Source organism: Sphingomonas sp. ERG5 (genome assembly GCF_000803065.1).
In the GTDB taxonomy this organism is placed as follows: Bacteria; Pseudomonadota; Alphaproteobacteria; order Sphingomonadales; family Sphingomonadaceae; genus Sphingomonas.
Map to the genome: position 1 here is coordinate 65,701 of NZ_JSXI01000085.1, position 18,850 is coordinate 84,550.

Here is an 18,850-nt window from a genome sequence, read left to right on the forward strand (position 1 = left end):
GACCAGGCGCGGCCTTAGGAAGCGCGCTTTGTCGGAAATCCTGGAGAGATCATGATCAGCGCCATTCTCGCCGCAACTCTGGTGGTACCCGTCCCTTGCGATCTCGAGCATCCCTCGGGCAAGCCCGGCTGTACCCGCGCCAGTGTTGATGCTCTGCCGATGACCGCCATCCAGGTTGTCGGCACCCATAACAGCTACAAGAAAGCCATCGCGCCCGCCGAAATGGCGCTGCTCAAGACGATCAATCCCAAGGCTGCGGCGGCGCTGGACTATAGCCACCCCTCGCTGACCGAGCAGCTCGACGCCGGCGCCCGGCAGCTTGAGCTCGACTATGTCAACGATCCGGAGGGCGGGCGTTATGCGGCGCCGCTGGGCTTGAAGATGGCCCGGGACGCCGATGTCGCGCCCTATGACGCATCGGCGATGATGAAACCGGGCATGAAGGTCATGCATGTTCCCGACATCGATTATCGCAGTGTCTGCCAGACCTTTGTCGCCTGCTTGACCGAGATTCGGGCCTGGTCCAGGGCGCATCCCGACCATATGCCGATCCTGATCATCATGAACCTGAAGGATGACCAGATCCCGATCCCCGGCGCCGTGCCGCTGTTGCCGTTCGACGCCAGGGCGATGGACGCGATCGACGCCGAAATCCGCTCGGTCTTTCCCGACAACGCCATGATCACGCCGGACCGCGTGCAGGGCAGGCACGCGACGCTGCGTGCGGCGGTCGCCGCGGGTGACTGGCCGCGCCTGAAGGCCGCGCGCGGCAAGGTGATGTTCGCCATGGATGAGGGGCGGGAGAAGACCGACCTCTACCGTGGCGCGCGCAAATCGCTGGAGGGCCGAGCCATGTTCATCAACACGCCTGACCTGGACTCACCGGCTGCCGGTTACATCACGCTCAACGAGCCGATCGAGTTGGCCGATCGCATCGGCCAGGCGCTGAAGGCCGGACTGATCGTCCGCACCCGCGCCGATGCCGACACGGTCGAGGCGCGCAGCAACGACCATAAGCGCCAGGACGCCGCCTTCGCCGTCGGCGCGCAATATGTCTCCACCGACTATCCCACGCCCGACACGAGGTTCGGGCCTTATGAGGCGCATTTGCCGGGTGGCGGCACGGCGCGGCTCAACCCCAGGACCGGGCGTTAGACGGAGGCGGGCGGCTGCCGTCAAAAATCAGGGGCCACGCTATTGGCGCGGCCCCTGAGGAGGGCGATGGCAACCCTGCCGGCTCAGGGCGGAAGAGTCTTCCGCGTGGGAGAGGCACCGACAGTCGGCCCGTCGCCTAGTTGAACCTGATGATGATCGAGCCGTTGCCGCCATCGCCTCCTGGGGAAGCATTGTCGCCAGCGGCGCCGTGCGCGCGCCGGGCCGCTACGGTGATGCAGGTAATCGGCGCGCCGATGGCAATCGCCGTCGATCCCGATGCACCGAAAGTAACCGGTCCGCCGCCCGGAATATTGAATTCGGTTTGTGTCTCGGTCATCTCTGTTTCTCCTATCGTTGGCAGACCGAAAGAACGATCCCAAGTCAGGAGACAAGCTGGATGTTGCTCGCCTCAGTAGCACGCTTGCAGATAAGACGTGGCAACACCCGCCGTTGCGGCGTCAGCAATATTCGTGGCTAGTAAAAAATGGTTAATTGAACTCAGTGCGATCGCATAGATTTACTGTATCCGGATTGGGTCAATTAATAGCTGCGTTTCATTATGAGACAGTCTTTGGAGCGAACATGTCCTGCATTTTCTGCTGATAATGCTCTTCCGGCGTAGTCCAGCGCAGGTCGGCGAGAAGCTCGGTGTCGGCGCCCGCCAGGTACCGGATCTTGCGGCTTTCATCGGTTGCGCCGAGAAAGTCGCCTCGGCGACTTCCTTCTCCGTGCAATAGGCGGTCGGATAGTCGGCCATCTTCAGGCTAGAGCCGGGCAAGGTGCTCGCGAAAGGCAGTGAGTCCGTCCGACAGACCGGCGCGACCGAAGCCGACCCGGAAACGGTCGGTCGGTGTCGGGCCAAGATCGGATCGATAGATGGTCGACGGCAGCACCAGCACGCCGGCTTCCTCGACCAGCCTTGTCGCGAACGCATCGACGGTGCCCGGGCCTGTCCAGCGCGGATAACCGACGCAGCCGCCATCGGGGCGGCGCCATTCGAACAGGTGCCGATGGTCGTCGAAAAAGGCGTCGAACAAAGCGAGATTGTCACGCACCAGGGCATTGTTGCGGGCCAGGATGCGGTCGCGTGCGCGCAGGCCGATGACCGCAAGCCGTTCGCTCGGCCCTGAATTGCAGATCGAGAGATAATGCTTCATCCGCTCCATGCGGACGAGCAGGTCGCGATCGGCGCAGGCGATCCAGCCGATGCGCAGGCCGGGCAGGCCATAGGCCTTCGACATCACGTTGAGCGACAGGCCGCGCTCGTACAGGTCGGCGACCTGCGACAATTGGCGGTCGTCGTCAGCGCCCAGCAAGCGATAGACCTCATCGCTGAACAGCCAGATACCGTGCCGCCGGCAAAGCGCGATCAACCCATCCAGCGTCGCGCGTGATATGATGCGGCCCGTCGGGTTATGCGGGAAATTGATCGAGACGAGTTTTGTGTTGGGCCGGATCGCGGCGGCAAGCTGGTCGAGATCGAGATCCCAGCCGGTCGCCGGATCGAGCGGCACGCCGGTCACGTCGCAAATCGACAGCGGGACCGTTTCGGCCGCCTGGTAATTTGGCGTGACCACAATGGCATGGTCGCCCTGCGCCAGCAGGACATTGGCCGCGACATAAAGACCTTCCTCCGCGCCAGCAAAGCACAATATGTCGTCGGCCGAACGCACGTCATAGGTGCGCGCGATCTCGGTCCGCAGATCCGGTGCGCCGAATGTCTCGGTATAGCCGAGCCACATCGTTTCAAAGGCTTCGGCATCCCGCGGATCGGCCAGGTCGAGCAGCTCCCTCAGGGTCATGCTTTGCGCATCGGAGGCGGTGAGATGGAAGCGGGCCTTGAACTCCCATTGGGAGAAATAGGTCTCGAGGCGGAAATCCTGCAGGGCGGGCATGGCGCTACTCGGCTGACTGGCTGGACGATGTCCGGGCGGGTGAGGGGGCGGTGCCGCGTGCTTCCTTCAGCACCTTGTAGAGCGTGGCCCGCGAGAGATTGAGGAGCTGCGCGATATAGGGCGCAGCGGTCCGCACATCGAACACGCCGCGGTCATCAAGCTCGGTGATCAGCGCGAGGCGCTGGGCAGGGTTCAGCGCACCGGGGGTGACGCCACGGATCGAGACGAAATGCCCGACCAGCTCATTGGCTTCTTCGCGCCAGTCGCGCTGGAAGAGCGAGCCGGGCCGCTCGCTGTCTTCCTGATAGGAGAGAAAATCCTGGGTCAGCGCGCGCAGGGTTTCGGCCATCGAGACATCGACATTGATGCACAACAGCCCGATCGGCCGGTTGTCCGTGTCACGCAGAACGGCGGTGATCGATTTCAGTTTCCGGCCGTCCCAATTGGTCTTGGGATAGGGGCCAAGGATCGACTGATCGAGGGTCACGCCATTGGCCAGCTCAGTCAGCGACTCGTCCAGAGGCACACGCCCGGACAAGCCACCCACGATATGATGGATCGTTCCATGGGCCAGATCGTGGATCACGGCTTCCACATGCGGGTGGAAAACCATGGCGATCGCGTCGGCGACGGGAATGAACGAATCCAGGCTGATCATGCCGCTGGCTAACCCGTTTAAGACATAATGTCTATTTGAGAGACAGGTTGTATTTTAGAGATGGTTGCTCATTCAGTGAGGGCACAGATAGATTAGTATTGACTAATCAATTAGCCATCGCTAATTGATTCGCATGACCGAAGCCGCTTCCATCGACGCCATCATGCGCACACTCGCCGACCCAACCCGGCGCGCGGTGTTCGAGCGAGTCGTCAGCACCGACGAAATCAGTGTCGCCGAACTGACGTTGGGGAGCGGCGTGACGCAGGGCGCCATTTCTCAGCATCTCAAATCGCTGAAACTGGCGGGTCTGGTCGTCGAGCGCCCGGAAGGGCGGAAAGTCTATTATCGCGCCCAGCCCGACGGCCTCGCGCCGCTGGCCGAATGGATGCGCCATTACGGCGTCTTCTGGCGCGAACGCTTCACCAACCTCCGCAGCCTGTTGAAAGAGATGGATGATGAATGACATTGCGTTGAAATCCGACACTCAGGAAATCGTGGTCGACGAGGTTTTCCCGCACGCGCCGGAAAAGCTCTGGAAGACCCTGGCCAGCGGTGCGTTGATGGGCCGATGGCTGATGGTGCCGACCGGGTTCGAACCGGTGCAGGGAAAGCATTTCACCTTCCAGACCACACCCGCCGGCGCCTGGGACGGGGTGATTCATTGCGAAGTGATCGAGGCGATCCCGGACGAGCGTCTCGTTTTCGCGTGGCGCGGCGGGGATGACGGCAATGTCGGTTATGGCTCACGCCTCGACACCGTCGTTTCGCTGATCCTGTCCAGGACCGATGGCGGGACGCGGCTTCGCCTGATCCATTCGGGTTTCGTCACGCCGAGGAACGACTCCGCTTTCTCGAGCATGAGCAATGGCTGGAAGAAAGTCGTCCAGAATGTCGGCGCCATCGCTGGCGAAGAGGGCTCCGCGCACTGACGCGCAGGCATATTCAGACAGGAGAGAGAAATGAGCGAGCCCTATACCGGCGGCTGCGCGTGCGGCGCGATCCGTTACGACATTTCGGCCGAGCCCTTGGTGTCGAACCATTGTCAGTGCCGCGACTGCCAGCGCAAGAGCGGCACTGGACACGGGTCTTATATGACCTTCGCGCAGCGCCGTGACGTGACGCTCGCCGGCGACGCGACGCATTGGGAGATTGTCGGCGCCAGCGGCAATGTGAAGACGCGCAGCTTTTGCCCGACCTGCGGATCGCCGGTCTATCTGACTTTCGCGGCGATGCCCGATCTGTTCACGATTCACGCCGCCAGCCTCGATGATCCAGGTCGGTATGTGCCGCAAATCGTGACCTACGCCTCAAGCGGACATGCCTGGGATCGCCTCGATCCGGCACTTCCGACGTTCGACAAGATGCCGCCAATGTGAATTGCGACCGGTATCCCGGCGCAATCTGTCGGGGCCGAACCGTGCCTTTGTCTCTCACGCCATGACCCTGGGCAAAGCTGCCGCCAGCGCATCCACGGCAAGGCGTACCTTCAGCGGCAGGTGCGGCGTCTGCAACCACAAGGCATGGCAGTCATAGGGAAATTCCGGCTCGTCCGGAAATAGCTGGATCAGCATACCTGCCTCGACCCGATCGCGGACCAGCCAGGATGGCAACCAGGCAAGCCCCATGCCGGCGACGGCGGCGTCGGCGATGGCGTCGAGATCATCGAGCCGCAGCCGGCCGATCGGCATGATCTCGACTGGCGGCTGATCCTCCCGCGGGAACAGCCAGGGGCGAACCCGGCCCGAGCGGCGATAGATCAGGGCAGGGTGATCGCGAATGTCATCCAGCCGCCGGGGCGCGCCGTGCCGGTCGAGATAGGAGGGTGAGGCACATATGATCATGCGCTGGCGCGCGACGCGGCGCGCGATCACGCCGGATTTATCCTCCAGATCACCGGTGCGGATGGCGAGATCATAATCGTCATCGGCAAGGTCGGCGAAGCGGTCGCTCATCGACAAGTCGAGCTCCAGCGCCGGATAGCGCCGCGCCAGTTCAAGCAGGATCGGGGCAACGCAGCGCCGCCCGAAATGCACTGGCATGGTGACGCGCAACCTGCCGCGGGGCTCGGCAAGCTGATCGGCCGCGAGCGCGTCGGCCGCGTCGGCTTCGGCGAGGATGACGCGGCAGCGCTCATAATAAGCGCGCCCGAAGTCAGTCAGATTCTGGCGGCGCGTGGTCCGGTTGATCAGGCGCACGCCAAGCCGATCCTCGAGAAAACGAACATGCTTCCCGACCATCGGGCCGGACAGGTCGAGCGCATCCGCGACTGCCGCGAACGACCCCAGATCGACGGCCTTCACGAACACGGCCATGCTGGAGAGGCGATCCATTCGAAACTCCTGGTTTCTACTGTTTGGCTTAATGGCCCATTTATCCGGATATCATTGTCCATCATAGCCAATTCAGTCTGGTTGTTTTGGAGTTTTCCAATGGTGCGCATCATTCGCTTTCATGAATATGGTGGTCCCGAAGTCCTGCGCATCGAGGCAGTCGACGTCCCGGCGCCCGGGCCGGGAGAGGTCCGGATCCGCGTCAAGGCGATGGGCCTCAATCGGGCCGAAGCGTTGCTACGATCTGGCTCTTATATCGAAAGGCCTGCGCTGCCGTCCGGTCTTGGCCTCGAGGCAGCGGGCCTGATCGAAGCGGTTGGCGACGGCGTCGAGGGCTTCGTGCCGGGCGACGCCGTCAGCATCGTGCCGCCGATATCGATGGTCCGTTGGCCCGCTTATGGCGAGGTGATCCTCTTCCCGGCCGAATTCGTCGTCAAGCATCCGCCAGCACTTGGCTGGGAGGCCGCGGCCGCTGTGTGGATGGCGTATCTCACCGCTTATGGCGCGCTGATCGACATCGCCAGACTCGGCAGCGGCGATTTTGTCGTCATCACCGCGGCGTCGAGCAGCGTCGGGATCGCCGCGATCCAGATTGCCAACAGGGTCGGCGCGATTCCGATCGCGATCACGCGGACCTCGGCCAAAAGGCGCGCCCTGATCGGCGCGGGGGCGGCGCATGTCATTGCGTCGACGGAGGAAGACCTGCACGCGCGGCTGGCGGAAATTGCCGGTCCGGACGGCGTACGAGTCGTGTTCGACCCCGTTGGCGGCCCGATATTCGAACCGCTGACATCGGCGATGTCCCGAGGCGGCATCCTCATCGAATATGGCGGCCTCGACGCTGATCCCACGCCATTCCCGCTATTCACCGTGCTAAGCAAGAGCCTGACGCTGCGCGGTTATCTGGTCCATGAGATTATCGGCGATCCGGCTCGACTGGCGACCGCCACGGCGTTCATCCTCGACGGATTGGCATCGGGAGCGCTTGCGCCGGTGATCGCCAGGGTCTTTGCGTTCGACCGGATCGTCGCGGCGCATCGCTACCTGGAATCGAACGAGCAATTCGGGAAGATCGTCGTGACGATCTGACCAGCTATGCTGCCTTGGCCGTGCAATGTTCGGGCAGGTCGAACAATGTGCGGCCAACGGCGCGTGCGGCATCGAGATGAGCGATAGGGTCGCTCGATTCAGAATCGAGCAGCAATTCCGACGTTGCCACGCAGGCGCCGCAATAATCGAAGATGCCATGGTCGATCTGTGTCGCCATCGCGCCGCTATAGCCGTGCCGACCATAGGTTCCCGCATCGGCGCCTCCGACACCAAGAAGGTGAACGCGCAGATCGCCCAGCTTCTTCACCAGCGTCGCATCCGCACTGAAGTCGAATGCCCAGCCATTGGCGAATACGCGATCGATCCACCCCTTGAGCAGCCCGGGCATCGACCACCAATAGACCGGAAAGACCAGCACCAGCGCATCGGCGCGGTCGATCCGCGCCTGCTCCGCCATCACATCGGCAGGGGGCGGGGCCTCACGCCGATGTACGGCAAGATCCGCCGTGGTGAAGCGCGGGTCGAACCCTTCCGCCATGAGGTCGGCAATGTCGAAGGAGTTGCCGGAATTCGCCAGGCCCTCCGCGACCTGGGCAGCGATGCCATGGGTGAGCGAGTCCGGATCGGGGTGGGCGACAACAATGAGCGCATGCACAGCGGATACTCCTGCTTGCCGACCGCGTGCGAGCGGCCTAATCTATGTACCATTAGTAAGTTACCTTTGGTACATTAAATGTCAAGCAGCGACACCGGAGAATTGGTCACCGATCCGCCGCGCCGGCGCATGGCGCGCGAGGACCGGCATCGCCAGCTGCTCGATATGGCATGGCAGCTGGTCAGCAATGAGGGGACGGAGGCATTGACGCTCGGCCGTCTGGCCGAGCAGTCCGGCGTGACCAAGCCAGTGGTCTATGACCATTTCGGCACGCGCGGCGGGCTGTTGGCGGCACTCTACCGTGAATTCGATGCGCGCCAGACGGCGCTGATGGATGCCGCGCTCCAGGCAAGCGAGCCGAGCCTGGCCAGCAAGGCAAGGGTCATCGCCTCATCCTATGTCGAGTGTGTGTTGCTCCAGGGGCGGGAAATTCCCGGCGTGATCGCGGCACTGGCCAGTTCGCCCGAGCTCGAGCGGATCAAGCGCGACTATCAGGCCTCTTTTATCGGGAAATGCCGGACCGTGCTCGCGCCCTTCGCCGGTACCGGCGCGATCGCTTCAGCTGGTCTCTGGGCAATGCTCGGCGCAGCGGAAGCGTTGTCACACGCTGCCGCGACGGGCGAGATCACCGCCGCGCAAGCGGAAGGTGAATTGTTCGAAACGATCGTCGCGATGGTCGCCCGCAACGCAAGTGGCGGTGTGCGTCAGGCATAGCGTGACGCCGCCATCGACACGGTCGTGACGGCGAGCAGGACTGCGGCGAGACGATAGGCGGCGGCGATACGCGACCGCGGGGCCGAATCATCCTTGTCGCCGCCGCGCAACTTCCTCACCGCCGGGCCAACGCCCATTCCCTGGATCGCAACGGCGATGAGCGCGCAGACCGCACCAACCGCCAGCCATATCTCCGCAGCGCCGAAACTCCCTTCATGGACGCTGTGCCACAAATAACCGCCCGACAGGATGGCGAGCGTGGCGGCGCCCATTTGCGGGCGAAACAGCTGTTCCGCCCCCGCTCCGCCGCTGCGCGCCAGGGTGAAGGTTGAGCCTGCCCAGAAGACGGCGGCGAGAATGTGAAGAGACAAGGCTATCATCAATATTTGCTGCATGTCATGGCTCCAGCTCGGCTTGTTTCAAATTATATATACAGATTGTATAGTGTAATTCCAAGAGGCTTAGATGACGACGCGTTCCTATGTCAGTTCCGTTCGGACCGCGGCCGCCGCCGAGAAGCGCGACCGTGTGATCCAGGCCGCGACAGCGCTGCTGCGGGAAGAGGAAGGCATCGTCACTTTCTCGCTGGATGCGGTCGCCAAGGCGGCGGGCGTGACGCGGCTGACCGTCTATCATCAATTCGGTTCGCGGCGGGGGCTGCTTGAGGCGGTGTTCGACGACATTGCGAAACGCGGCCGCCTGACCCGGCTCAGCGAAGCGATGGTCGATGTCGACCCCCGGCGCGGCCTTGACCGGCTGATCGACATCTTCTGCGAATTCTGGGGCGGCGATCCAGCGGTCGGCCGGCTTCAGGACGCGGCGTCACTCGACCTGGAATTCGCCCAGGCATTGCAGCAGCGCCATGAGCGGCGGCGAAAGGGCCTTGAGGTGCTGGTCGCGCGGATGGCGCACGCCGCGCCGCCCGAGGCGCAACGCGAGGCGGTCGACCTGATCTTCGCGCTCACCAGCTTCGCCACGTTCCGGATGCTCATTCCGGGGCGCTCGGCGGAGGCGGTTTGCGGGTTGATCAAGGATGCCGCCACTGCCGCCATCGGTCGGGTCACGCGCGGGGAATAACAGGCGTCAAGTCAGTGGCCGCTCTCAGGCAAGCAATCCCTTCAGCATCTGCTTGAACGCCGCCACGGCCTTTTCCGACGTCGTTTCGGGATCGTCCGAATTGGCGATCCATTGTGCCGCGATGGTCGTGGCGCCGGTGATCAGTCGGGCTGCCGCTTCCGGATCCATCTCGGCCACGACGCCGTCCTCCTGCAGCGTGCGGAGGCTGGAGGAAATCGCCGCGACGCAGCCCTGGGCCGTCGGCCAGCTCGATGGATCACCAAGCACGGCCGGCCCGTCGCGCAAGATGATGCGCTGGATTTCCGGCTCCAGCGCCATCTTCAGATAGCCGACATTCTCGTCGATAAAGCCCTGCCAGCGCGTCGGTGCCCGGGCCGACAGCTGATTGAGCCGCTCGGTCATTTCTTCGTCGATCTGCTTGATGACTGCCGCCAGCAAGCCCTTCTTGTCGCCGAAATGATGGTAGAGCGCGCCGCGTGTCAGCCCGGCATCCGCGGTGAAATCGTCCATCGACGCGTCGGCATAACCAACCTCGGCGAACGCCTTGCGCGCGGCGGCAATCAGCTTGGCGCGCGTCTCTGCGATCATCTCCGTGCGCGGGCGGTGTTTCATGGTCTGCTCCAATCGCATACGTATCGTATGTTAATTGACATACGGAACGTACGACCCTATCTGAGCATACATACGCCATGTATGCCATTTATGTAAGTGGCATCCGTGGAGTCGAGAGACAGGCCATGACCAATCCTTATGCGACGATATTCAAGGCCCGGGGGGCAAGGGGCTTCGCCGCTGCCGGGTTCGTCGCGCGCTTGCCGATCGCGATGGCGCCGATCGGGCTGGTCACCATGGTGTCGCAGACCCATGGCGAATATTGGCTGGCCGGTGCGGTCGCGGCCACGTTCGCGCTGACCAATGCGCTGCTCGCGCCGCAGATTTCGCGCCTGGTCGACCGGCTTGGGCAAACCCGCGTCCTGGCGCCGGCGACGCTGGTTTCGGTGCTGGCGTTTACGGTGCTGATCGCCGCGGCGCATCTGGACTGGCCGGTCTGGACATTGTTCGTCTCAGCGCTGCTGGCGGCGGCGATGCCAAGCATCCCCGCGATGGTACGGGCGCGCTGGAGCGAGATTTTCCGCGACGGCCCCGAACTCGGCACGGCATTCGCATTCGAATCCGCCGCCGACGAACTCGTTTATATCGCCGGCGCGTCGCTGTCGGTGGGCTTGAGCGTCGCTGTCTTCCCCGAAGCCGGAATGCTGGTCAGCACATTATTCCTCGCACTCGGATCGACCGCGCTCATCCTGCAGCGCGGCACCGAGCCCAGGGTGTGCGCCGGCGCGCGCGCGCATCGCGGTTCGGCGATCCTGTTGCGGCCGGTGCAGATCGTCACCTTCGCCCTGATCTTCATCGGCGCGATCTTCGCGACCGCCGAGGTCAGCGCGGTGGCGATCACCAAGCAACTCGGCCAGCCCAGCGCCGCCAGCCTTGTCATCGGCGTCTATGCGATGGGCTCCTTCATCATCGGGATCATCGTCGGGGCGCTGAACATCAAATTGCCGCTGCAGCGTCAGCTCGCGATCGCCGTCGCCATCATGGCGCTGACGACATTGCCGTTGCTCGTCGCCGACACGGTGCCGCTGCTGGCGCTGGCGATATTCGCCAGCGGCGTGGCGGTCTCACCGACCTTCATCACTGCCTTTGGCCTGATCGAGCGGCTCGTGCCGCAAGCGATGCTGACCGAAGGCATTACCTGGGTCACGACCGGTATCGGCATCGGCATGGCGCTCGGATCCTTTGCCGCCGGCTGGGCGGTCGACACGTTCGGCGCGCATAGCGGGTTCTGGGTATCCGTGGCCGCCGGCACGATCGCGCTGTCGACGGTCCTGCTCGGGCAGCGTGCGCTCAGCGGCGAACGCCGCGTCGCGTCAGCCTCCTAGGCGCGACGCGTCACGGGCGAAGAGAGTCGCGCTCATAAAATCGACAAAGACACGCAGTTTCGGTGCGAGGTGGCGGCTCGACGGCCATAGGACGCGAAACAGGCCCTCATGCTCGACATGCGCGTCGAGCAGGGTGACCAGGCTGCCCCGGTCGAGCTGATCGCCAATGGCGAAGTCGGGCAGACAGGCAATGCCAAGCCCCTGTTCCGCCATATAGATCAACGGTTCGATCGTATTGACGATCGCACTCGCCGGGAGGTCGATCTCGGGTGCGCCCTGTTCCCGCCGCAGCGGCCAGCGCTCGAACTTGCCGCTGGTCGCGAAGCGATGCTGCAGACAGGCATGGGCGGCAAGATCGTGCGGACGTTGCGGCACGCCCCGGGCGTCAAGATAGCCGGGCGAAGCGACAAGCAGCAGCCGGAACCCGCCCAGGATGCGCGTCATCAGCCGCGAATCGGCAATCTCGCCGGCGCGGATGACCGCGTCGAACCCCTCGTCGATCACATCGACAAGCCGGTCGGTGAAGTCGAGATCGAGCTCGATTTGGGGATAGGCGCGCATGAAGGCGCTCAGGGTCGGCATCATCAGCATGCCCGCCAGCGGCAGACTGACGCGCAGCCGCCCGCGCGGCGCATGCTGGGTCTGGGCGATCTCCTGCTCGGCCGCTTCGATCTCGCTGAAGATCCGCCGGCAGCGTTCGAGAAACGACACGCCTTCCGGCGTCAGCGTGATCGTCCGCGTCGACCGGTGCAGCAGTCGCACGCCAAGCCGTTCCTCCAGCCGCGCCACGGCCTTGCCGATCGCGGAGGAGGATACGCCCAGGCGGCGTCCCGCGGCAGTGAAACTGCGCGCTTCCGCCGCCTGTACGAATGCGTTGAGTGATCCCAGGCTGTCCATCGGCGTCTCCAATTACGGACATTCTAATCCGATATATTCGGAACTGGAGCGGAATTCTCCTTTCGATCCGGGCGATTTATCTGCGGTGGGACGCGGGACAGGGGTCTGGCCCGTCTTCGCGATCCCCCGAAGCCCGAGGAACAAGCCAATGTCGTCAGTGTCAGCCGCGCCGGAAGCGCATGATCGCTTCCCTTATTCCGCCATCGTCGATCGTCCGCCGCTACGCTGGCCGAACGGCGCGCGGGTCGCGGTCTGGGTGATCCCGAACATCGAACATTTCCTGTTTGACCGCCCGTCCAGCTCGATCATCCAGTCGACCACCGGCTTCGTGCCGGACGTGCTGAACTATTCCTGGCGCGATTATGGCGCGCGGGTCGGAATCTGGCGCCTGATGGAGGTGATGGAACGGCACGGCCTGAAGGGGACGGTCGCGCTCAATTCCGATGTGTGCGCGCACTATCCGCGCATCATCGCGGGCGGTCAGGCGCTGGGCTGGGAATGGATGGGGCACGGCACCAACAACTCCACCATGATCAATGGCCAGAGCGAAGAAGAGGAACGGCGGCTGGTCGAAACCGTGATCGAGACGATCGGTTCAGCCACCGGCGCCCGGCCGCGCGGCTGGCTCAGCCCGGGACTGACCGAATCGCACCGCTCGCTGGACGTGCTGGCGGCGGCGGGAATCGATTATGTCGCCAATTGGGTCAATGACGAGCAACCCTATCCGATGCGCGTGGCGAGCGGGTCGATGCTGTCGCTGCCTTATTCAGTCGAGCTCAATGACTATACCGCGTTTCTCGAACAGGGGCAGAGCGGCGAGGCATTCGCGCAGGCGATCCGTGACCAGTTCGATGTGCTGTACGAGGATGGCCGGACGGCCGGGCGAGTCATGTCGATCTGCCTCCATCCTTTCCTGATCGGCCATCCGCATCGCAGCAAGCATTTCGACCGTGCGCTTGCGCATATCACGTCGCGCGAGGATGTCTGGCTGGCGACGGGCAGCCAGATTGCCGACTGGTATCGGTCGAGCCAGCCCGCCGAGTGAGGCTGGAGCCAGATGACGTCAGGTAGCTCTTCTCAGTCATACCCGCGAAAGCGGGGATCCCGCTGCCTTGCCCCGCACTGAGAAGAAGAAGCGGGATTCCCGCTTTCGCGGGAATGACCGGCTGGTTCTCATCCCAGGCTAGAGATCGAATGATTGTTGCGCCGGCGGCGGCGGCCCGAGATGCACGCCCTCAAGTTCGAGCATATGCGCTTTCGCCACTGAACCGCCCGGCGCCGAAAATCCGCCGACTTTGCCGCCCGCCGCCAGCACGCGGTGGCACGGGATGATCAGCGGCACCGGATTTCTCGCCATCGCCTGGCCGACATCGCGCGCGGCCTCCGGGCCTGCGCCAAGTTCCTTGGCCAGCGTGCCATAGGTGGTGGTCTGGCCCCACCCGACCTGTCGTGCGGCGGCATAGATCTGCTCGAAGAACGCCTCCTGCTCTCCAATGTCGAGCGTGACGCCGGAAAAGTCGATCTCCTCGCCCTCGAAATAGCGCTTCACCGCGGCAACGAGATCGAGGAGTTTCGGCGAGGCGATGCCGCGTTCGGCACGGGGAAGCCGGCGCAGCACATTGCGTTCGGTCGCCTCCGCACTGGCATCCGGGAGCTGGAAGCGCGTGATGCCGACCTGATTCCACGCTATGCCGCAATAGCCGGCGGCGGTTGTGAAGATCAGATAATAATGCCCATTCCCGTCCATGACTGGTTCCCGCAGTACTGACGTTCCCGGTTCGTACGCAAGCCCCGTCATGTCAAGCCCGGTGCCCTGGCCTCCGGTGCGCTTTCGACCCGACCCGACCCACTATTCTCCGTTCGTTTCGAGCGAAGTCGAGAAACAGGCCTCAAGCGTTGCGCGTCGTTTCTCGGCTTCGCTCGAAACGAACGGGCGGGGAAAGACGAATGGCTGGGGAAGTGCGGAGATCCTATCGTCGCTTCAACCCACCGGCGCCTGCCAGCCCCCACCCAATGCCTTGAACAGATCGACCCGCGCGGAACTGAGCTGCTGCGTGGATTGCGCCAGCGCCGCGCGTGCATCGATCAGGTCGCGTTGCGAAACCAGTGTATCCAGCAGCGAGATCGATCCGGACCGATAGCGTGCTTCGGCCATGCGATAGGCATTCTCGGCCCGGTTTCTGGCCTCCGTCAGCGCCTTGTTGCGATCGCCTTCCGCCGCATAGCTGGCCAGCGCCTGCTCGGTTTCCTTGAGCGCGGTCAGCACCGTCCCGTCAAAGGCGGCAAGCGAGGCGTCGCCCTGCGCCTTTGCCTGGGCGATGCGCGATCGCGCGGCGGTCATGTTGGGGAAGCTCCATGACAGCAACGGCCCGAGCGAGAAGGAGAAGGAATTGCTGCCCTTCACATCGTCATTGCGGAAGAAATTGCCGGATCCGCCCAACGTGACTCGCGGGAACAGGTCAGCCGTGGCGACCCCGATCCGCGCGGTGTCGCCGGCCAGCTTGCGCTCGGCCTGGCGAATATCGGGCCGCCGGCGCAGCAATGCCGCGCCGTCCCCGACCGGCAGGGCTGCGATCGGCGTCGGCACCTGGACACAGGCCGCCGCTGCCGCCGGAATACCAGAGGGCGTTTCGCCCATCAGTGCGGCAAGTTCGAACAGGGCGACGCGGCGGCGGCCCTCCAGTGGAGCGATTGCCGCACGCGTATTGGCGACGGTGGTGGCCGAACGCTCGACATCGAATTTGCCGACCGACCCGGCCTTTTCCTGCGCCGTCACCACGCGCAGGCCATCCTCTGCCGTCTTCAGCGAGGCATGCGCGATCGATGCGGCATCGCCATAGGCGCAGGCATCGAGATAGGCGCGGGTGGTTTCCGCAGCGACCGTGGCGCGTACGCTGTCGCGCACCGCCTCGATCGCCTGGGCATCGGCGCGCGCCGCCTCGATCGTGCGCTTGACCCGGCCGAACAGATCGGCCTCCCACGCAACCGACAGGCCGGCATTGTAGGAGAATTGCTCGCCCTGCTGCTGCCCCCCACCTTGCTGCCCGCCACTGGCCTGTCCACCGCCGCCCTGGATGGCATCGCCATAGGAAACGCCGCCCGAGACATTGGTGCCCGGCAGGCGCGCCGACCGCGCTTCGCCGAGAATTGCCCGCGCCCGCGCCAGATTGGCGACCGCGACGCGCAAATCGGTGTTCGCCGCGAAGGCCTGGCGGATCAGGCCGTCGAGCACCGGATCATTGTAGAGCCGCCACCAATCGTCCGGCAGCGCCGCATGGGCATCGACCCCGGCGGTATTGGTGACGAACGGCCCGGCCGCCGTTACCGGCGACGGCGGCGCGATATAATTGGGCCCGACCGCGCAGGCCGCCGTCAGCAGTGGCAATGCCAGAATGATCTTACGCATGGGCCACCTCCGCTGCCGCCAGTTCGCGCTCGCGCGCACTTATCGCTTCGGCCCGGTGATCGCGCGCGATCAGGCTGTAGACCGTGGGCAGGACGAACAGCGTGAACAGCGTCCCGATCAGCATGCCCATCACCACCACGATGCCGATCGCGAAGCGGCTGGCCGCACCCGCGCCGGTGGCAAACAGCAGTGGCAACAGGCCGGCGACCATCGCCGCCGTGGTCATCAGCACCGGCCTCATGCGCACGGCGGCGGCGCGGCGGATCGCCGCGACCCGGTCGAGGCCGTCATGCTTCTGGATCTCGTTGGCGAAGGTCACCATCAGGATGCCGTGTTTCGAAATCAGGCCGATCAGCGTCACCAGTCCGATCTGGGTATAGATGTTGAGCGTGGCATAGCCGAGATAGAGCGGCACCAGCGCACCGCACACCGCGAGCGGCACGGTGACCAGAATGACCAGCGGGTCGCGGAAGCTTTCGAACTGCGCAGCCAGCACCAGGAAGATCACCACCAGCGCAAAAGCGAAGGAGATGGTCAGCCGGTTGCCCTCGGTGACATATTGCCGGCTGTCGGCGAGCCAGTCGACCGTCGCACCGGGCGGCAGCTCCTGTGACTTCAGGAAGGCGACTGCCTGGCCCATGGTGACGCCTGGCGCGAGCACGGCGGACAGGGTCGCCGCGTTCATCTGGTTGAACTGCGGTAGCATATTGGCCTGTGGCCGCATATCGACGCGCACCACGGTGGAGAGCGGCACCAGCGTGCCCGACGCCGCCTTGACGTAGAACCGGCCCAGGCTGTCGGGGGTCAGGCGCTGCGCCTGTGGGACCTGAGTGATGACGTCATAGGAGCGGTCATGCCAGTTGAAGCGGTTGGTGTAATTCTCCCCGACCAGCACGGCGAGCGTGTCGGCGATCGCCTCCATCGTCACGCCGACCTGGCCGGCCTTGGCGCGATCGATCGTGATGCGCGCCTCCGGGCTGTCGAAAGCGAGGTCGCTGTCGACAAAGGCGAACAGCCCGCTGCCCCAGGCCGCGCCCTTGATCTTCTCCAGCGCGGCATAGAGTGCTGGGAACTCATCGGATGAGCGCAGCACCATCTGCACCGGCAAACCGCCGCTCGAGGCGGGCAGGGGGGCAGGCTGGAAGGCGGTCGCATAGATGCCGGTGATCGCCGACCCTTGTGCATTGAGCTTCGCCTGTACGGTATCGGCATTTTCCGCGCGGTCGCTCCATTCCTTGAGGATCACGCCGCCAAAGCCGTTATTGACGCTGGTGCCGCCATTGTCGAACCAACTGCTGACATAATCGGGCAGCGCGCGGAACAGGCGCTCGACATCCGCGGTATAGCGCGAGGTGTAGTCGATATTGGCATATTGCGGCGCCTTGGTCGCGACGAAGACATAGCCTTGGTCCTCCTGCGGCGCGAGTTCGCGCTGCGCGCCGGTGAACAGGACGACGATCGCCGCCAGCACCGCGAAGCCGACCGCCAGCACCGCCGGCCGCGCGGCCAGTGTCCGGCCGAGCAACCGGTCATAACCCTGGGTCACGCGGCTCATGCGATGTTCGATCGCTTTGGCGAAACGCCCCTCGGCCAGCTGGCCATGCAACAGCCAGGAACTCATCATCGGTGACAGCGTCAGTGCGACCACGCCGGAGACGATCACCGAGCCCGCCAGGGTGAAGGCGAATTCGCGGAACAGCGCGCCGGTCAGGCCACCCATCAGGCCGATGGGCGTATAGACCGCGGCAAGCGTGATGGTCATCGCGATCACCGGCGTGACGATCTCTCGCGCGCCGACCAAAGCCGCCTGCACCGGCGACAGGCCTTCCTCGATATGGCGGTGGATATTCTCCACCACGACGATCGCGTCATCGACCACCAGCCCGATCGCCAGCACCATGGCAAGCAAGGTCAGCAGATTGAGTGAAAAGCCGAAGGCGAGCATCAGCGCCGCCGTGCCGACCAGTGACAGGGGGATGGTCAGCACCGGGATGATCACCGCGCGGACCGAGCCGAGGAACAGGAAGATCACGACCACCACGATCACGATCGCCTCGATCAGCGTGTGGGTGACCTCGTCGATCGCCGCATTGACGAAATGCGCGACGTCGAACTGGCTGAACACCTTCATTCCGGGCGGTGCGACGCGCTGCACGCCGGGGATCAGCGCGTTCACTGCCTTGACGATATCGAGTGGATTGGCGTCGGGCGTGGGTGAGATCGCGATCGTCACCGAACGATGCCCGCTGGTGGCCGACTTGCTGTCGTAATTCTGTCCGCCAAGCTCGACCGTCGCGACATCGCCCAGGCGCACCGGGCCGGTCGGCGTGCTCTTGACCACCAGCGCGCGGAAGTCCTCGATGCCGGTCAGGTCGGTGCCCGCGGTGATGTTGACCGCGGTATCGGCGCCCTTGAGCTGGCCGGGTGCCGCCTGGACATTGTTGGCACGGAGCGCCGCCGAGACGTCGCTCGCCGACAGGCCGCGCGCGGCGAGCCGGCCGGGATCGACCCAGATGCGCATCGCCAGCGTCTGCCCGCCGCCAATCACCGCGGAGGCAACGCCGGGAACGGCGGTGATCTGCGGCTGGGCAATGCGGGTGGCGAAATCGGTGATTTGCGGAATGGTCAGCGTGTCGCTGACAAAGGCGACATATTGAATGCCCGATGCGCCATCGGTGATCTTGGTGATCACCGGATCGTTGGCGCCCGTCGGCAGGCGATATTTGACCTGCTGGATCTTGGCCAGCACCTCGGTCATCGACCGGTCGGCATTGGCGTTCAGCACCAGCTTGGCCTGGATATGGCTCTTGCCCTGGGTCGAGGTGGAGGTGAGATATTCGATGCCGTTGGCGGTCGCGATCGCCTGTGCGATCGGCGTGGTGACGAAACCCTGCATCACGTCCTGGGTCGCGCCGGGATAGCTGGTATCGACCACGATCGTGGCGCTTTCCATGCGCGGATATTCGCGCATCGGCAGCAGGAACAGGGCAGCGCCGCCGACCAGCAGGATCAGCAGGCTGACCACGATCGACAGGATCGGGCGGCGGATGAAAAGATCGGTGAATCGCATGGC

Annotated in this window: 20 protein-coding genes; 9 read left to right on the plus strand and 11 right to left on the minus strand. The window is 64.2% G+C overall.

Going from position 1 to position 18,850, the window contains the following annotated elements; all coding sequences use genetic code 11:
• Nucleotides 1-51 precede the first annotated feature (51 nt).
• Entirely contained in the window at nucleotides 52-1,155 is a 1,104-nt protein-coding gene (locus tag OO12_RS26430; RefSeq protein WP_034161687.1) for a phosphatidylinositol-specific phospholipase C1-like protein, read from the plus strand.
• Nucleotides 1,156-1,291: 136 nt separating this feature from the next.
• Here OO12_RS26430 and OO12_RS26435 read toward each other — a convergent pair whose 3' ends face one another.
• The 3 genes from OO12_RS26435 to OO12_RS26445 form a co-directional block, all read right to left on the minus strand.
• Entirely contained in the window at nucleotides 1,292-1,492 is a 201-nt protein-coding gene (locus OO12_RS26435) for a hypothetical protein (RefSeq protein WP_034161688.1), read from the minus strand.
• A gap of 427 nt (nucleotides 1,493-1,919) precedes the next feature.
• Nucleotides 1,920-3,050 (minus strand): aminotransferase class I/II-fold pyridoxal phosphate-dependent enzyme, encoded by a 1,131-nt coding sequence (locus OO12_RS26440; protein WP_034161689.1) that lies wholly within the window; start codon nucleotides 3,048-3,050, stop codon nucleotides 1,920-1,922.
• 4 nt (nucleotides 3,051-3,054) lie between these two features.
• Complete coding sequence (locus tag OO12_RS26445; RefSeq protein ID WP_052216296.1) at nucleotides 3,055-3,708, minus strand: helix-turn-helix transcriptional regulator; 654 nt, start codon at nucleotides 3,706-3,708, stop codon at nucleotides 3,055-3,057.
• 133 nt (nucleotides 3,709-3,841) lie between these two features.
• Here OO12_RS26445 and OO12_RS26450 point away from each other — a divergent pair, with 133 nt between their 5' ends.
• From OO12_RS26450 to OO12_RS26460, 3 genes are read left to right on the plus strand one after another with little or no spacing between them, the layout of a single operon-like run.
• A complete protein-coding gene (locus OO12_RS26450; RefSeq protein ID WP_034161690.1) occupies nucleotides 3,842-4,174 on the plus strand; it encodes an ArsR/SmtB family transcription factor in 333 nt (110 codons plus the stop codon).
• Nucleotides 4,167-4,640 carry an SRPBCC family protein gene (locus tag OO12_RS26455; protein ID WP_034161691.1) on the plus strand — a complete coding sequence of 158 codons (474 nt, stop codon included), beginning with the start codon at nucleotides 4,167-4,169 and terminating at the stop codon, nucleotides 4,638-4,640. The genes OO12_RS26450 and OO12_RS26455 overlap by 8 nt, the downstream gene beginning before the upstream one ends.
• Before the next feature lie 30 nt (nucleotides 4,641-4,670).
• Nucleotides 4,671-5,087: a GFA family protein gene (locus OO12_RS26460; RefSeq protein WP_034161692.1), complete on the plus strand. Its 417-nt coding sequence runs from the start codon at nucleotides 4,671-4,673 to the stop codon at nucleotides 5,085-5,087.
• A gap of 54 nt (nucleotides 5,088-5,141) precedes the next feature.
• On the opposite strand, the gene OO12_RS26465 is transcribed toward OO12_RS26460, so the two are convergent.
• Nucleotides 5,142-6,041 carry a LysR family transcriptional regulator gene (locus OO12_RS26465; protein WP_034161693.1) on the minus strand — a complete coding sequence of 300 codons (900 nt, stop codon included), beginning with the start codon at nucleotides 6,039-6,041 and terminating at the stop codon, nucleotides 5,142-5,144.
• 99 nt (nucleotides 6,042-6,140) lie between these two features.
• Here OO12_RS26465 and OO12_RS26470 point away from each other — a divergent pair, with 99 nt between their 5' ends.
• The gene (locus tag OO12_RS26470; protein WP_034161694.1) at nucleotides 6,141-7,130 is read left to right on the plus strand and encodes a zinc-dependent alcohol dehydrogenase family protein; all 990 of its coding nucleotides are present in this window, start codon (nucleotides 6,141-6,143) and stop codon (nucleotides 7,128-7,130) included.
• A 4-nt stretch (nucleotides 7,131-7,134) separates the two neighbouring features.
• On the opposite strand, the gene OO12_RS26475 is transcribed toward OO12_RS26470, so the two are convergent.
• Nucleotides 7,135-7,746: an NAD(P)H-dependent oxidoreductase gene (locus OO12_RS26475; RefSeq protein WP_034161695.1), complete on the minus strand. Its 612-nt coding sequence runs from the start codon at nucleotides 7,744-7,746 to the stop codon at nucleotides 7,135-7,137.
• A gap of 78 nt (nucleotides 7,747-7,824) precedes the next feature.
• Here OO12_RS26475 and OO12_RS26480 point away from each other — a divergent pair, with 78 nt between their 5' ends.
• On the plus strand, nucleotides 7,825-8,460 hold the full coding sequence (locus OO12_RS26480; RefSeq protein ID WP_034161696.1) for a TetR/AcrR family transcriptional regulator: 636 nt from the start codon (nucleotides 7,825-7,827) through the stop codon (nucleotides 8,458-8,460).
• On the opposite strand, the gene OO12_RS26485 is transcribed toward OO12_RS26480, so the two are convergent.
• Nucleotides 8,451-8,840, minus strand: a complete 390-nt coding sequence (locus tag OO12_RS26485; protein ID WP_200887569.1) for a hypothetical protein — start codon at nucleotides 8,838-8,840, stop codon at nucleotides 8,451-8,453. The two genes, OO12_RS26480 and OO12_RS26485, sit on opposite strands and share 10 nt — an antisense overlap.
• A gap of 85 nt (nucleotides 8,841-8,925) precedes the next feature.
• On the opposite strand from OO12_RS26485, the gene OO12_RS26490 reads away from it, so the two are divergent.
• The gene (locus tag OO12_RS26490) at nucleotides 8,926-9,537 is read left to right on the plus strand and encodes a TetR/AcrR family transcriptional regulator (protein WP_034161698.1); all 612 of its coding nucleotides are present in this window, start codon (nucleotides 8,926-8,928) and stop codon (nucleotides 9,535-9,537) included.
• Between the two features lie 24 nt (nucleotides 9,538-9,561).
• Here the strand turns inward: OO12_RS26490 and OO12_RS26495 are convergent, their stop codons facing one another.
• The gene (locus OO12_RS26495; protein ID WP_034161699.1) at nucleotides 9,562-10,149 is read right to left on the minus strand and encodes a TetR/AcrR family transcriptional regulator; all 588 of its coding nucleotides are present in this window, start codon (nucleotides 10,147-10,149) and stop codon (nucleotides 9,562-9,564) included.
• 125 nt (nucleotides 10,150-10,274) lie between these two features.
• Here OO12_RS26495 and OO12_RS26500 point away from each other — a divergent pair, with 125 nt between their 5' ends.
• Nucleotides 10,275-11,474 carry an MFS transporter gene (locus OO12_RS26500; protein ID WP_034161700.1) on the plus strand — a complete coding sequence of 400 codons (1,200 nt, stop codon included), beginning with the start codon at nucleotides 10,275-10,277 and terminating at the stop codon, nucleotides 11,472-11,474.
• Here the strand turns inward: OO12_RS26500 and OO12_RS26505 are convergent.
• Nucleotides 11,463-12,371, minus strand: a complete 909-nt coding sequence (locus OO12_RS26505; protein ID WP_034161701.1) for a LysR family transcriptional regulator — start codon at nucleotides 12,369-12,371, stop codon at nucleotides 11,463-11,465. The two genes, OO12_RS26500 and OO12_RS26505, sit on opposite strands and share 12 nt — an antisense overlap.
• Nucleotides 12,372-12,519: 148 nt before the next feature.
• On the opposite strand from OO12_RS26505, the gene OO12_RS26510 reads away from it, so the two are divergent.
• Nucleotides 12,520-13,416, plus strand: coding sequence for a polysaccharide deacetylase family protein (locus OO12_RS26510; RefSeq protein WP_052216297.1), 897 nt, complete (start codon nucleotides 12,520-12,522; stop codon nucleotides 13,414-13,416).
• 138 nt (nucleotides 13,417-13,554) lie between these two features.
• Here the strand turns inward: OO12_RS26510 and OO12_RS26515 are convergent, their stop codons facing one another.
• The 3 genes from OO12_RS26515 to OO12_RS26525 all read right to left on the minus strand — a co-directional run bounded on the left by OO12_RS26515 (nucleotide 13,555) and on the right by OO12_RS26525 (nucleotide 18,847).
• Nucleotides 13,555-14,118, minus strand: a complete 564-nt coding sequence (locus OO12_RS26515; protein WP_034161702.1) for a methylated-DNA--[protein]-cysteine S-methyltransferase — start codon at nucleotides 14,116-14,118, stop codon at nucleotides 13,555-13,557.
• 234 nt (nucleotides 14,119-14,352) lie between these two features.
• Nucleotides 14,353-15,777: a TolC family protein gene (locus OO12_RS26520; RefSeq protein ID WP_034161721.1), complete on the minus strand. Its 1,425-nt coding sequence runs from the start codon at nucleotides 15,775-15,777 to the stop codon at nucleotides 14,353-14,355.
• Nucleotides 15,770-18,847, minus strand: a complete 3,078-nt coding sequence (locus tag OO12_RS26525; protein WP_034161703.1) for an efflux RND transporter permease subunit — start codon at nucleotides 18,845-18,847, stop codon at nucleotides 15,770-15,772. Before OO12_RS26525 ends, OO12_RS26520 begins: the two co-directional genes overlap by 8 nt.
• Between the last annotated feature and the right edge of the window lie 3 nt (nucleotides 18,848-18,850).

Coding starts and splice junctions, on each gene's coding strand:
- OO12_RS26430 (WP_034161687.1), top strand. CDS start 52: ATGATCAGCGCCATTCTCGCCGCAACTCTGGTGGTACCCGTCCCTTGC.
- OO12_RS26435 (WP_034161688.1), bottom strand. CDS start 1,492: ATGACCGAGACACAAACCGAATTCAATATTCCGGGCGGCGGACCGGTT.
- OO12_RS26440 (WP_034161689.1), bottom strand. CDS start 3,050: ATGCCCGCCCTGCAGGATTTCCGCCTCGAGACCTATTTCTCCCAATGG.
- OO12_RS26445 (WP_052216296.1), bottom strand. CDS start 3,708: ATGATCAGCCTGGATTCGTTCATTCCCGTCGCCGACGCGATCGCCATG.
- OO12_RS26450 (WP_034161690.1), top strand. CDS start 3,842: ATGACCGAAGCCGCTTCCATCGACGCCATCATGCGCACACTCGCCGAC.
- OO12_RS26455 (WP_034161691.1), top strand. CDS start 4,167: ATGAATGACATTGCGTTGAAATCCGACACTCAGGAAATCGTGGTCGAC.
- OO12_RS26460 (WP_034161692.1), top strand. CDS start 4,671: ATGAGCGAGCCCTATACCGGCGGCTGCGCGTGCGGCGCGATCCGTTAC.
- OO12_RS26465 (WP_034161693.1), bottom strand. CDS start 6,041: ATGGATCGCCTCTCCAGCATGGCCGTGTTCGTGAAGGCCGTCGATCTG.
- OO12_RS26470 (WP_034161694.1), top strand. CDS start 6,141: ATGGTGCGCATCATTCGCTTTCATGAATATGGTGGTCCCGAAGTCCTG.
- OO12_RS26480 (WP_034161696.1), top strand. CDS start 7,825: ATGTCAAGCAGCGACACCGGAGAATTGGTCACCGATCCGCCGCGCCGG.
- OO12_RS26485 (WP_200887569.1), bottom strand. CDS start 8,840: ATGATAGCCTTGTCTCTTCACATTCTCGCCGCCGTCTTCTGGGCAGGC.
- OO12_RS26490 (WP_034161698.1), top strand. CDS start 8,926: ATGACGACGCGTTCCTATGTCAGTTCCGTTCGGACCGCGGCCGCCGCC.
- OO12_RS26495 (WP_034161699.1), bottom strand. CDS start 10,149: ATGAAACACCGCCCGCGCACGGAGATGATCGCAGAGACGCGCGCCAAG.
- OO12_RS26500 (WP_034161700.1), top strand. CDS start 10,275: ATGACCAATCCTTATGCGACGATATTCAAGGCCCGGGGGGCAAGGGGC.
- OO12_RS26505 (WP_034161701.1), bottom strand. CDS start 12,371: ATGGACAGCCTGGGATCACTCAACGCATTCGTACAGGCGGCGGAAGCG.
- OO12_RS26510 (WP_052216297.1), top strand. CDS start 12,520: ATGTCGTCAGTGTCAGCCGCGCCGGAAGCGCATGATCGCTTCCCTTAT.
- OO12_RS26515 (WP_034161702.1), bottom strand. CDS start 14,118: ATGGACGGGAATGGGCATTATTATCTGATCTTCACAACCGCCGCCGGC.
- OO12_RS26520 (WP_034161721.1), bottom strand. CDS start 15,777: ATGCGTAAGATCATTCTGGCATTGCCACTGCTGACGGCGGCCTGCGCG.
- OO12_RS26525 (WP_034161703.1), bottom strand. CDS start 18,847: ATGCGATTCACCGATCTTTTCATCCGCCGCCCGATCCTGTCGATCGTG.